The 12,175-nt window shown below is 73.9% G+C and carries 10 protein-coding genes; 8 read left to right on the forward strand and 2 right to left on the reverse strand.

Going from position 1 to position 12,175, the window contains the following annotated elements:
• Positions 1–14 precede the first annotated feature (14 nt).
• The 3 genes from cobN (at position 15) to CYQ11_RS26955 (ending at position 5,717) form a co-directional block, all read left to right on the forward strand.
• Complete coding sequence (gene cobN / locus CYQ11_RS26945; protein WP_099198256.1) at positions 15–3,614, forward strand: cobaltochelatase subunit CobN; 3,600 nt, start codon at positions 15–17, stop codon at positions 3,612–3,614.
• A 118-nt stretch (positions 3,615–3,732) separates the two neighbouring features.
• Positions 3,733–4,998 carry a VWA domain-containing protein gene (locus CYQ11_RS26950; protein WP_099198257.1) on the forward strand — a complete coding sequence of 422 codons (1,266 nt, stop codon included), beginning with the start codon at positions 3,733–3,735 and terminating at the stop codon, positions 4,996–4,998.
• On the forward strand, positions 4,998–5,717 hold the full coding sequence (locus CYQ11_RS26955) for a hypothetical protein (protein ID WP_099198258.1): 720 nt from the start codon (positions 4,998–5,000) through the stop codon (positions 5,715–5,717). Before CYQ11_RS26950 ends, CYQ11_RS26955 begins: the two co-directional genes overlap by 1 nt.
• A gap of 62 nt (positions 5,718–5,779) precedes the next feature.
• On the opposite strand, the gene CYQ11_RS26960 is transcribed toward CYQ11_RS26955, so the two are convergent.
• Entirely contained in the window at positions 5,780–6,730 is a 951-nt protein-coding gene (locus tag CYQ11_RS26960) for a trypsin-like serine peptidase (RefSeq protein ID WP_099198259.1), read from the reverse strand.
• Positions 6,731–7,000: 270 nt separating this feature from the next.
• Here CYQ11_RS26960 and CYQ11_RS26965 point away from each other — a divergent pair, with 270 nt between their 5' ends.
• From CYQ11_RS26965 to CYQ11_RS26985, 5 genes are all read left to right on the forward strand, one after another.
• A complete protein-coding gene (locus CYQ11_RS26965) occupies positions 7,001–7,369 on the forward strand; it encodes a hypothetical protein (RefSeq protein WP_099198260.1) in 369 nt (122 codons plus the stop codon).
• 226 nt (positions 7,370–7,595) lie between these two features.
• Positions 7,596–8,078 carry a helix-turn-helix domain-containing protein gene (locus tag CYQ11_RS26970; protein WP_099198261.1) on the forward strand — a complete coding sequence of 161 codons (483 nt, stop codon included), beginning with the start codon at positions 7,596–7,598 and terminating at the stop codon, positions 8,076–8,078.
• 5 nt (positions 8,079–8,083) lie between these two features.
• A complete protein-coding gene (locus tag CYQ11_RS26975) occupies positions 8,084–8,773 on the forward strand; it encodes a hypothetical protein (protein ID WP_240003253.1) in 690 nt (229 codons plus the stop codon).
• Positions 8,766–9,977, forward strand: coding sequence for an MAB_1171c family putative transporter (locus CYQ11_RS26980; RefSeq protein ID WP_099198262.1), 1,212 nt, complete (start codon positions 8,766–8,768; stop codon positions 9,975–9,977). Before CYQ11_RS26975 ends, CYQ11_RS26980 begins: the two co-directional genes overlap by 8 nt.
• A gap of 208 nt (positions 9,978–10,185) precedes the next feature.
• Positions 10,186–11,388: a cytochrome P450 family protein gene (locus CYQ11_RS26985; protein ID WP_099198263.1), complete on the forward strand. Its 1,203-nt coding sequence runs from the start codon at positions 10,186–10,188 to the stop codon at positions 11,386–11,388.
• 115 nt (positions 11,389–11,503) lie between these two features.
• On the opposite strand, the gene CYQ11_RS26990 is transcribed toward CYQ11_RS26985, so the two are convergent.
• On the reverse strand, positions 11,504–12,094 hold the full coding sequence (locus CYQ11_RS26990) for a YIP1 family protein (RefSeq protein WP_099198264.1): 591 nt from the start codon (positions 12,092–12,094) through the stop codon (positions 11,504–11,506).
• Positions 12,095–12,175: the final 81 nt, after the last annotated feature.

A 12,175-nucleotide genomic window follows, 5' to 3' on the forward strand; every position in this document is an offset into this window, starting at 1 on the left:
CTCGGGAGCGCCGCGTGATCCTTCTCCTGTCGACGTCCGACACCGACCTGCTCAGTGCCCGCGCGGCCGGCGGCCCGGTCCCCTACCGGCTGGCCAACCCCGCCCGGCTCCCGCTCGACGACCTGCCGGAACTCCTGGAGGGCACCGACCTCGTCGTCGTACGGCTCCTCGGCGGTCTGCGCGCCTGGCAGGAGGGGCTGGACCAGCTGCTCGCCCAGGACCGGCCCGTCGTCGTGCTCACCGGCGAACAGGCCCCCGACGCCCAGCTGATGGAGACCTCCACCGTCCCCGTCGGCATCGCGGCCGAGGCCCACGCCTACCTCGCCCACGGCGGCCCCGCCAACCTCGAACAGCTGGCCCGCTTCCTCTCCGACACCGTGCTGCTCACCGGTCACGGCTTCGAACCCCCGGCCGCCGCTCCCTCCTGGGGCCGTCTGGAGCGCACCCCCAAGCCCGGCGCCAGCGGCCCGCTCGTCGCGGTGCTCTATTACCGCGCCCACCACATGAGCGGCAACACCGCCTTCGTCGACACCCTCTGCGGCGCCGTCGAGGACGCCGGAGGCCGCGCCCTGCCGCTGTACGTGGCCTCGCTGCGCGCCCCCGAGCCCGAGCTGATCGAGGCCCTGCGCGGCGCCGACGCCATCGTCACCACCGTCCTCGCCGCCGGCGGCACCCGCCCCGCCGACGCCTCCGCCGGGGGCGACGACGAGTCCTGGGACGCCGGCGCCCTCACCGCCCTCGACGTGCCGATCCTCCAGGCCCTGTGCCTGACCGGCCCGCGCAGCGCCTGGGAGGAGAACGACGAGGGCCTCTCCCCGCTCGACGCCGCCACCCAGGTCGCCGTGCCCGAGTTCGACGGCCGCATCATCACCGTCCCGTTCTCCTTCAAGGAGGTCGACGAGGACGGACTGCCGGCCTACGTGGCCGACCTCGAGCGCTCCGCCCGCGTCGCCGGCATCGCCGTGCGCCACGCCCGGCTGCGTCACGTCCCCGCCGCCGACAAGCGCGTCGCCCTCGTGCTCTCCGCCTACCCCACCAAGCACTCCCGCATCGGCAACGCGGTGGGCCTCGACACCCCTGCCAGCGCCGTCGCCCTGCTGCGCCGACTGCGCGAGGAGGGCTACGACTTCGGCACCGAAGAGGTGCCCGGCCTCGCCTCCGGCGACGGCGACGAGCTGATCTACGCCCTCATCGAGGCTGGCGGCCACGACCAGGAGTGGCTCACCGAGGAGCAGCTCGCCCGCAACCCCGTCCGCATCCCCGCCGCCGACTACCGCCGCTGGTACGCGCAGCTGCCCGTCGAACTGCGCGAGGCCGTGGAGGAGCACTGGGGCCCCGCGCCCGGCGAGATGTTCGTCGACCGCAGCCGCAACCCGGAGGGCGACATCGTCCTCGCCGCCCTGCGCCGCGGCAACCTGCTGATCCTCATCCAGCCGCCGCGCGGCTTCGGCGAGAACCCCATCGCCATCTACCACGACCCGGACCTGCCGCCCTCCCACCACTACCTCGCCGCCTACCGCTGGATCGCCGCGGCACGCGAGGACGGCGGCTTCGGCGCCGACGCCATGATCCACCTGGGCAAGCACGGCAACCTGGAGTGGCTGCCCGGCAAGAACGCGGGCCTGTCCGCCGCCTGCGGCCCCGACGCCGCCCTCGGCGACCTGCCGCTGATCTACCCCTTCCTCGTCAACGACCCCGGTGAGGGCACCCAGGCCAAGCGCCGCGCCCACGCCACGCTCGTCGACCACCTCGTGCCGCCCATGGCCCGCGCCGAGTCCTACGGCGACATCACGCGCCTGGAGCAGCTCCTCGACGAGTACGCGCAGATCTCCGCCATGGACCCGGCCAAGCTCCCCGCCATCCGCGCGCAGATCTGGACCCTGATCCAGGCCGCCAAGCTCGACCACGACCTCGGCCTCGAGGACCGGCCGGACGACGACGGCTTCGACGACTTCCTGCTGCACGTCGACGGCTGGCTGTGCGAGGTCAAGGACGCCCAGATCCGCGACGGCCTGCACGTCCTGGGCGGTGCGCCCACCGGCGCGGCGCGGGTGAACCTCGTGCTGTCGATCCTGCGCGCCCGTCAGATCTGGGGTGGCACGTCCGCCCTGCCGGGCCTGCGCGAGGCCCTCGGCCTCGACGAGTCCGCCGCCACCCGCACCACCGCGGACGAGGCGGAGGACAAGGCCCGCACCCTGGTCCAGGCCATGGAGGACGCCGGCTGGGACCCGGCCGCCGTCGCCACCGCGGCGGCGGGGCACGGCCCGCAGGTCGCGGAGATCCTCGACTTCGCCGCCCGCGAGGTCGTGCCGCGCCTCGCCGCCACCACCGACGAGATCGACCACGCGGTGCACGCCCTGGCCGGCGGTTTCGTCCCGGCGGGGCCCTCCGGCTCGCCGCTGCGCGGCCTGGTCAACGTCCTGCCGACCGGCCGCAACTTCTACTCCGTCGACCCCAAGGCCGTCCCCAGCCGCCTCGCCTGGGAGACCGGCCAGGCGCTCGCCGACTCCCTCCTGGAGCGCTACCGCACCGACAACGGCGAATGGCCGGAGTCGGTGGGCCTGTCCCTGTGGGGCACCAGCGCCATGCGCACCGCCGGTGACGACGTGGCCGAGGCGCTGGCGCTGCTGGGCGTCCGTCCGGTGTGGGACGAGGCCTCGCGGCGGGTGACGGGACTCGAACCCGTCAGCCTGGACGAGCTGGGCCGCCCGCGCATCGACGTCACCCTGCGCATCAGCGGCTTCTTCCGCGACGCCTTCCCGCACGTCATCGGGCTCCTCGACGACGCCGTCCGCCTGGTCGCCTCCCTGGACGAGCCGGCCGACCGGAACCACGTCCGCGCCCACGCCCAGGCCGACCTCGCCGCCCACGGCGACGAACGGCGCGCCACGACCCGCATCTTCGGCTCCCGCCCCGGTACCTACGGCGCCGGCATCCTCCAGCTCATCGACAGCCGCGACTGGCGCACCGACGCCGACCTCGCCGAGGTCTACACCGTCTGGGGCGGTTACGCCTACGGCCGCGGCCTCGAAGGCCGGCCGGCCCGCGAGGAGATGGAGACGGCCTACAAGCGCATCGCGGTCGCCGCCAAGAACACCGACACCCGCGAGCACGACATCGCCGACTCCGACGACTACTTCCAGTACCACGGCGGCATGGTCGCCACGGTCCGCGCCCTGCGCGGCACCGCGCCGGAGGCGTACATCGGCGACTCCACCCGGCCCGAGACCGTCCGCACCCGCACCCTGGTCGAGGAGACCTCGCGCGTCTTCCGGGCCCGCGTGGTCAACCCCCGCTGGATCGAGGCGATGCGCCGCCACGGCTACAAGGGTGCCTTCGAACTCGCCGCGACCGTCGACTACTTGTTCGGCTACGACGCGACGACCGGCGTGGTCCCCGACTGGATGTACGACAAGCTCGCCCAGACCTACGTCCTCGACCCCGAGAACCGCGCCTTCCTCCAGGAGGCCAACCCCTGGGCGCTGCACGGCATCGCCGAACGCCTGCTGGAGGCCGAGAGCCGCGGCATGTGGGCCAAGCCGGACGCCGAGACGTTGGAGGGCCTGCGGCAGGCGTTCCTGGAGACGGAAGGGAACCTGGAGGGCGAGGAGTAGGACGGGAGCCGGGGGCGCCGCCGCTCCCGGCGTCCGGAGCGGGTGCCGCCCCCGCTCCGGACGCCCGCGGCCGCCGCCGGGTTTGGGTCCCGCCACCGGTGATCACTAGGATTTCCGGATGATCACCACAAGACGGCTCGCGGCGGGAGCCTGTGCGCTACTCGCCGCCCTGGCCGGGGGCGTCGCACCGGCGAACGCCGCCGACGGGCCCGCCAAGAACTCCCCCAAGGTAGAGCTCGTCCTGGACGTCAGCGGCTCCATGCGCGCCCAGGACGTGGACGGCGGCAGACGCACCCGCATGGCGGCCGCGCAGCAGGCGTTCAACGAGGTCATCGACGCCACGCCGGAGAACGTGCGCCTCGGCATCCGGACCCTCGGCGCCAGCTACGCCGGCGAGGACAAGGCGATCGGCTGCCGCGACAGCCAGCAGCTCTACCGCGTCGGCAAGGTCGACCGCACGGACGCCAAGGCCGCCGTGGCCGGCCTCCGCCCGACCGGCTGGACCCCGATCGGGTACGCCCTGCGCGGCGCCGACCAGGACCTGGGGACCGACGGCGGTACGCGCCGGATCGTGCTCATCACCGACGGTGAGGACTCCTGCGGGATGCCCGACCCGTGCGACGTGGCGCGCGAACTCGCCGCCAAGGGCACGCACTTGACGATCGACACCCTCGGTCTCACCCAGGACGACAAGACCCGCGAGCAGCTCAGCTGCATCGCCGAGGCCACGGGCGGTACGTACACCACCGTCCGAGAGACCAAGGAACTGTCCGGGCGCATCAAGCAGCTCGTGCGCCGCGCCGAGACGCCGGTCGAGACGCCGAAGCCCGTCACGGGCACCGACCAGTGCTCGACCGCGCCCGAGCTGCGCGCCGGCATCTGGACCGACCGCGAGAAGTTCTCCGAGCACCGCTGGTACCGCGTCAAGGTCAAGCCCGGCCAGGAGCTGCGCGCCTCGGTGAGCGTCGGCGCCGACCGGGCCGTCGACCGGGACTACGGCGTGCTGCTGCGCGCGGTGACCGAGGGCGGCCAGGAACTGGTCCGCGGCTCGGACGCCGGCAGCGGCCGCACCGACGTGATGGCGGCCGGACTGCGCCACCCCGTGGCCGAGGCGAAGGACGACGGGGACAAGGCCCCCCGCACCGTGTGCCTGGAGGTCTCCAACTCCTTCTCCGCGCCGCCCTCCGTCCAGCGGGAGCCCGGCCTGCCCGTCGAGCTGGCCGTCGACCTGGTGAAGGGCCCCGACGACCCCTCGGACCTTGCCGCCTTCGGCCTCGGCCGCGGCTGGGTGCTCCTCGCCGTCCTCGCCGTGACCGGGCTGCTCGCCGGTCTGCTGTGGGGCTGGCTGGCCCGTTGGCGCCTCGCGGTGTGGAGGGAGAACTGATGCGACGCACAACACGGATGACGACCGCGGCGCTGCTCGCCGGCACGGCGCTGTTCGGGTCGGCCACGGCCGCGGCCGCCGACGACGACAAGCCCACCGAGGCCGGCACGGCCTTCCGGACCGCGACGGCGATCGAGCAGGGCGAGAAGGCCACGGCGGACGCGTCGACCGGTGACTACCTCTACTGGCAGTTCCCGGCCGGCGCCGGCCGGCGCCCCACGGCCAAGGCCACGGTGACGCTGCCGCAGGCGTCCTCGCGGCACGGCGCCGCCACCTGGCGGCTCGACGTCTTCGACGGGCTGCGCCGCCGTCAGGCGTGCGCCTCGGGCGAGCCCGCCAAGCGGGCCTCGGAGCAGGACGCCTCGGTGACCTTGACCTGCACGCTGCGGACGGTGCGGCCCTGGTCGGAGCGGTGGGCCAACGACCCGCTGCCGGGGGCCTACTACATGCGTGTCACCGTCACCGACGTCCCCGACCGGGATCTCGGGCTGCCGGTGAAGGCCGAGGTCCAGGCGACGGCGGAGGACGCCGGCGGGGCCCGGGCGGAGGGCGGTGAGCTGGGCGCGCCCCTGCACGCCGCGGCCGTCGCCGAGCCGGAGGACGGCTGGACGGGCAGCTGGTGGTCGGACCGCTGGGCCTGGACCGTGGGCGGCGCCGTGCTCTGCGCGCTCGCCGCCGTCGGCGGCTACACCCTCACGCGCCACCCGCGCCGGCGGTAGCCGGCGGGCAACCCCCGCGAGGTGACGGCGGCACCCCGGCCCGGGGTGCCGCCGTCCCGCGTTCAGCGCTCGTCCGGCTCGGCGGGCGGGTCGCCGGCCACGGCGTGCAGGTACAGGGCGAGCAGGTCGCCGGTGAAGTACGAGCTGTAGGAGATGTCCGGAGTGTCACCACCGGTGTGGTAGCCGCCGATGACACCGATCAGTTCGTACCCGGACCCGCCGCGCACCAGGAACGGCCCGCCCGACGTGCCACCGACGTACCCGGCGCAGGCGATCTCCAGGAAGTCCCCGGGCGCCCGGGGGTCCGTGCTGGTGTAGCGGTGCGTGGACGAGCGGCAGTCCAGCGGCTTGGGGTACGTGGCGTCGCTGTTCCCGGGGTAGCCGATCAGGCGTACGTCCTCGTGGTCGTAGCCGGGGCGGATCGCCAGGCCGAAGCCGCCGACCGCGCGCTGCACGGCGGTCCCGTCCGCCCGCTCGCCCAGCCGGACGACGGTGTAGTCCCAGCGGGCCCCGCCGTCGGTGCCCAGGTCGTAGTAGCGCTCGTCGATGTAGATGTCCTCGACGGGGAAGACGCCGTGCGGCTTCCGGCCGTCGTGGTACTGCGGCACGAAGGACAGGTGCTTCTTGGGGGCGGGTGAGCGCAGGCAGTGGGCGGCGCTCACGGCCAGGTCGCGGTGCGGGCTGCGCACGACCGTGCCGCCGCAGAAGCGGCCGGTGTTGTTCCCGTCCGTCCAGAAGAACGTGCCCACTTGCGGCAGCCCGTCGAAGGGGTGACTGGGCGGCACGTCGGAGGCGCGGCCCCCGGTCGCCCGCCTGCCGTCGCCGGCGGCCGGGGCGGCGGCCCGCATGCGCTCGGGCGTCCAGTAGGAGTCGGCCGCCGCGGCCGCGGCGCGCGGCGCCGACCGGACGGGGGAGGCCGAGGCGGCCGGGCCGGGCAGCGCCGCGACCGCCGTCAGCAGGCCGAGGACGAGGGCGGCGAGGCCCCGTAAGGCGAAGGGTCCGGGTCTTTCCATGAGTGGTTCCTCCCTGGTGCGCGGACGACGGGAACGGGCGGGAAGCACGAGGTGAGCGTGTCATCGTCCTACGGCCGGGAGACCCGTGGCGAGAGGCCGACGCGGGCGGATTCACCAGGACGCCGGACAACGGGCCCCCGGACCGGGCCGCGGGCGGGGCCGCCGGCCGTCCCGGCACGGGCCGGCTGCCGGAGGCGGGAGGTAGCCTGTCGCCGACAGACGGGGGCGCGAGGCCGGCCCGGTCCGGCCGCGAGGGTGGGGAGTTGGCAGATGGTCGATCCGATGTCGCTGACCGCGATCTCGACGGCGGTGACGGCGGCCGCGGGGGCCGCCGGGACGGAGGCGGGACGCCGGATGTGGGGTTCGCTGACGGACCTGGCGCGCCGGGCCTTCGGGCGCGGCGGGGAGGACGACGGCGCGGCTCCGCTGCCGCTGGACCCGCGGAGCGAGGAGCAGGTGCGGGAGCTCGCCGCGCTGATCTTCACACAGGGGCGGCAGGACCCCCGGTTCGCCGCCGAGTTCCGGGAGTGGGCGGAGCGCGCCAGCGCCCTGTCTGTCGACAACAGCACGGTCACCAACAACTTCTCCGGCCGGGGCGGGGTCGTCTACCAGGGCAGGGACTTCACCATCGGCGGGTGACCCGGCGGCCGTCGCGGCAGGCGGTCCCGTGGCGCGGAGCCCGCTGCCGGCGCGGCCGGGGGCGCCCCTCAACTCCCGGTTAAGTTCTTCACCGCCTCCTCACCTCGGGCGGACTAGTGCTCGGCATCCCGCCGTGGCAGGATGCCCGTGCGGCCACTGGAGGACTTAACCGGCCGTGAGGGTCCGTTGGTCGTGTGACACCGAGCACGCGAAGGAATCGGGGCGGATGGCAACCGGGGTGGACAGGTCGGCAGGTGACGCGGGAAGCCCGCTCGCCCAGCGGCTCAACTACCTTTTCGCGGCCATGCACCCGCCCGGGGCCCCGTACACCAACGCGCACGTGGCCGAGGAGATCAGCCGCGGCGAGGAGTACGGCGGGGTCACGCTCACCGAGCAGTACCTGTCCATGCTCCGCAACGGCCGGCGCGCCAACCCCAGCCCGGACGTCCTGCGGGCGCTGGCGAAATTCTTCGCGGTGCCCGTGGGTTACCTGATGGGTGACCTGTCGGCGTCGCAGGCCGCCCGGGTGGAGGAGGAGGTCCGTTTTCTCGTCGCCATGAGGGACCAGCGCGTGCGGGCCATCGCCCTGCGTTCGGTGGGCCTGCCACCCGAGGTGCAGGACAGCCTCACGACCATCATCTCCCAGTTCCGGCAGCAGATGAACCTCCCGTCCGACCCGCCCGACGCGGGACGTGAGGAGCGCTCGTGACCCTCATGGCGCAAGAGGACCGGCTCTTCACTTACTGGCGGCGTACCGAGGACGAGGACGGTGCAGGCATGCGGGTGGGGCGGATACGGCGGCGGTGCAAGCAGCTGATCCAGGAGCTCGGCCTGCCCGCGTCGACCGGCCTGCAGGGTCTCTGCGACGCCCTCGCGGGCCGCGTGGGGCGGCCGATCCACCTGGTGCCGATGAGCCTGGACGGCGTGGTCTCCGGCATGACGGCCACCACGGACGACGCGTTCTGGATCGTCTACGAGCAGAAGACCTCGCCCTGGCACCAGGTCCACATCGTGCTGCACGAGATCGGCCACCTCCTCCTGGGCCACGACCAGGACCCCGCCGTCACCGAGGACGCCCTCAAGGTGTGGACCCCCTCGGTGGACGTGGCCACGGCCATGCGTCGCATGGGCCTGACCATGGGCCTGGCGCGCCACCACTGCTACGACAACCTCACCGAGCGCGAGACGGAGATCCTCGGCACCCTGCTCATGGCGAAGGTCGTGCCCCCGCCGCCCGGCCGGGAACAGCCCCTGGAGGGCGCGGCGGCCGAGCTGGCCGCCGCCCTCGGTCCGGCGCTGGAGCACGTACGCCGCCGGCTGCGCAGCGAGGCCGGCACCGGCGTGCGGACCGGCGTCGCGCCCGCTGGGGACGGCGCCACGGGAGCGGGAGGCGACGGTGTTTGACGTCATCTACCTGGTCTTCAGCGCCGTCTCCTGGGTCATCGTCGGCTACAAGGCCCGTGCCTGGTTCCGCGACCGCGGCAACACCGACCTGGGCGTGACGACCCTGATGACCGCCGGCGTGCCGGTCGTCTTCCTGTTCTCCGCGCCCAGCGTCTACCGCGCTTTCGACCGGCTGACCGGCGTGGCCAACCTGGCCATGGTCTTCCTGTACTCGGCCGTCGTGCTCTTCGCCGCCGGGGCCACCATCCTGCTGCTGCGCTGGACCGGCGGGAAGGACGAGGCGGCCCGGGCCCGCGCGGCCGTGCGGTCTCGGTGGGCGGTGGCCGCCGTGACCGTCGCCTGGGCCGCGGCCGTCGTCTGCTTCGCCGTGGGGCGCCCCGACGCCGTGGAGCACCCCCGCGACTTCAGCACCGCGTACGCCGACGCGCCGGGCGTGGTCGCCTTCCTGGTGCTGTACCTGGCCATCTTCGGCACCAGCCTCGCCGGGCTCGGCTGCCTGTGTCCCCGCTACGCCGCCCAGTTGGGCCGCTCCTGGCTCGCCAAGGGGCTGCGGACGCTGGCCGCCGGCTGCTGGCTGGGCCTGGTGTACTGTGCCTGCAAGCTGGCCGGCTTCGCCCTCAGCTGGGCGGGGCACGAGGCGTACTGGCTCTCCAACGGCGTGGCGCCGCTGACCGCCTCGGTGGCCGCGCTGCTGGTGCTGCTCGGCTTCTCGCTGCCCGCCGTCGGTCCCCGCGCGGCCGCCTGGCGCCGGCTGCGGCGCCTGGAGCCGCTGTGGCGGGAAGTCACCGCGCACGCCCCGGAGGTGACCATCGGCGAGTCCGGCTGGATCACCCGCTGGCCCTTCGCCGACCTGGAGTGGCGGGCCAACCGGCGGATGGCGGAGATCCGCGACATCCAGCGCGGCGTCCGGCGCCATGTCGAGCCCGTCGCCCTGGACATCGCCCGGGAGAAGGCCGCCGCGGCCGCGCTCGACGCGCACGGGCTGGCCGCCGTGGTGGAGGCCGCGGCCCTGCGCAGGGGACTGGCCAACCAGGCCACCGGACACGTGCCGTCGCCCCACGCCGACAGCGTGGTGATGACCGTCAGCGCCGACCCGGCCGAAGAACACGAGCACTTGGCACGCGTCGCCGACGTCTTCCACGATCCGCTGGTCGACGCCGTGCTCACCGAACTGCGGGAGATCAGCGCGGCGCGCCGTCCCTGACGGCGCGCGGCCCTTGGACGAGGCGGCCCTGGACGGGGGTCAAGGCCGCCTGCGACACAGGCCGGCGCCGGATCCGGCGGAGGAGACTCCGTCCGGGTCCGGCGCCGCCCGTGCACCCCGCCGCCCGGAACCGCCTTCCCGCCGCTTCCGCTCCCGGACACCGCGGGACCCGCACCGCCCCGTCGGACACGCCCTAGAGTCGGATGCCATGCGACCCATCGACGTCACGCCGCTGATAGCAGACCCGCACGGCACCTACGCCGCGCTCCGCGAGGCCGGCCCCGTGCACCGGGCCGCCGGCCCCGACGGCCGGCCCGCCTGGCTGGTGACCCGCTACGAGGACGTGCGCCGGGCGCTCGCCGACCCCCGGCTCTCCCTGGACAAGCGCAACGCCCTGCCGGGCAACTACGCGGGTTTCCCACTGCCTCCGGCGCTGGACGCCAACCTGCTGAACATGGACCCCCCGGACCACACGCGGGTGCGCGGCCTGGTGGCGAAGGCGTTCACACCGGGGCGGGTGGAGAAGCTGCGCGGCCCGGTGCGCGCGGTCGCCGGGAGCCTGCTGGACGCCGTCGAGCCCCTGGGGCGGGCGGATCTGCTGGCGGCGTACGCGGGCCCGTTGCCGATCATCGTGATCTGCGACCTGCTGGGCGTGCCGCAGGCGGACCGGGTGGACTTCCGGGCCTGGACGGACGCCCTGGTGACCCCGGACCCCGAGCGCCCGCACCGGACGAAGGAGGCGGTCGTCGGCATGATGCGCTTCCTCACCGGGCTCATCGAGCGCAAGCGCGCCGAGCCGGCCGACGACCTGCTGTCGGACCTGATCCAGGTGCAGGAGGACGGGGACTCACTCTCCCCGGATGAATTGACCTCGCTCGCGTTCCTCATCCTGTTCGCCGGATATGAGAATACTGTCCATCTCATCGGCAACGCGGTCCTCGCCCTCCTGGACCACCCCGGGACGCTGGCCGAGCTGCGAAAGAATCCGGACGGAGTCGGAGCGGCCCTGGAGGAGCTGAACCGCTGGGACGGACCCGCCACCCTCGCCATCCGGCGCTTTCCGCTGGAGGACGTGGAGATCGGCGGAGTGCGGGTGCCTGCCGGCGAGACGGTGCTGCTGTCGATCGCCTCGGCCAATCGCGACCCCCGTCAGTTTCCCGGCTCCGACCGTCTTGACCTGGGGCGGGAGCGTTCGGGGCACCTGGCGTTCGGACACGGGATCCACTACTGCCTGGGCGCCGCGCTGGCCAGGATGGAGGCGGAGACGGCGCTCACCGTGCTCCTGGAGCGGTGCGAGGAGATGGAACTCGACGTTCCGAGAGACGCGCTGGAGTGGCGTCCCACCATCCGGGCGCGTGGCCTGATTTCGCTGCCGGTCCGGTGGTCTTCGAGGAGGCGAACAGGTTTTTGATGCATAACCCATCATTGATGAGGTAGAAATGTCCTCGAGCCCGCCCGGTGTGCATCCCCCGTCGCACCGGGCGGGCCTTTCGTCGTCCGGCGTCCGACTGCCGGCTCCGGACCGCTCAGGCACTGCCCGGCGGGAACTTGAGCAGGACCACCGCCGCGAGCATCTGGATGCTCACCGACGCGGCGGCCTTGTGGGTCGGCAGGTGGTGCTGGCCGCGTATCAGCAGCGTGGCCAGGGCGCAGCCGAAGGCCGCCGTCACCGAAGCGGCCGCGCGCACCGGGGCCGAGCCGGCGGACAGCCAGGTGTCCAGGGCGAGCCGCGGCAGGTCGCTCGCCCAGAACAGCACGACGAACAGGCTCGCCGTCGGGGCGAACCTGCCGTTGCCGCCGAGACGGCGCGCGATCGCGTGGGTGACGGCGCCCAGCAGCAGGCTGGCGAGCAGCATCACCACGGACCCGATCGCCATGGCCTCCAGCGCCAGCACGGGACTGACGTCCCACTGCCCCCAGAAGGAGTCCTTGGCCAGCGTGCCGAGCGCTCCGCACAGCAGCGACAGGAAGGCCGCCGCCCCCCAGACGCTCCGGTCCCGCGCCTCGTCGAGCACTTCGACCGGGCGGTACCAGAGCCCGAATATCAGGCGGTGCCAGTGCAGCTTGCGCGGCTTGGCGGCGGGCGTGGGCGGGGGAGGCGCGGTGGTCACGGGCATGGGTGCCGTTTTATCACCGTTCGGCCGGACCACCCGAGTCCGGGCCGCCCGCCCCCGCTGCCGGACGCCCCGTCAGACGAC

This window comes from Streptomyces cinnamoneus, from assembly GCF_002939475.1.
GTDB lineage: Bacteria > Actinomycetota > Actinomycetes > Streptomycetales > Streptomycetaceae > Streptomyces > Streptomyces cinnamoneus_A.

Excerpts from the sequence above, each read along its gene's own strand:
- CYQ11_RS26950 (WP_099198257.1), top strand. The coding sequence starts at position 3,733 with ATGATCACCACAAGACGGCTCGCGGCGGGAGCCTGTGCGCTACTCGCC.
- CYQ11_RS26955 (WP_099198258.1), top strand. The coding sequence starts at position 4,998 with ATGCGACGCACAACACGGATGACGACCGCGGCGCTGCTCGCCGGCACG.
- CYQ11_RS26960 (WP_099198259.1), bottom strand. The coding sequence starts at position 6,730 with ATGGAAAGACCCGGACCCTTCGCCTTACGGGGCCTCGCCGCCCTCGTC.
- CYQ11_RS26965 (WP_099198260.1), top strand. The coding sequence starts at position 7,001 with ATGGTCGATCCGATGTCGCTGACCGCGATCTCGACGGCGGTGACGGCG.
- CYQ11_RS26970 (WP_099198261.1), top strand. The coding sequence starts at position 7,596 with ATGGCAACCGGGGTGGACAGGTCGGCAGGTGACGCGGGAAGCCCGCTC.
- CYQ11_RS26975 (WP_240003253.1), top strand. The coding sequence starts at position 8,084 with ATGGCGCAAGAGGACCGGCTCTTCACTTACTGGCGGCGTACCGAGGAC.
- CYQ11_RS26985 (WP_099198263.1), top strand. The coding sequence starts at position 10,186 with ATGCGACCCATCGACGTCACGCCGCTGATAGCAGACCCGCACGGCACC.
- CYQ11_RS26990 (WP_099198264.1), bottom strand. The coding sequence starts at position 12,094 with ATGCCCGTGACCACCGCGCCTCCCCCGCCCACGCCCGCCGCCAAGCCG.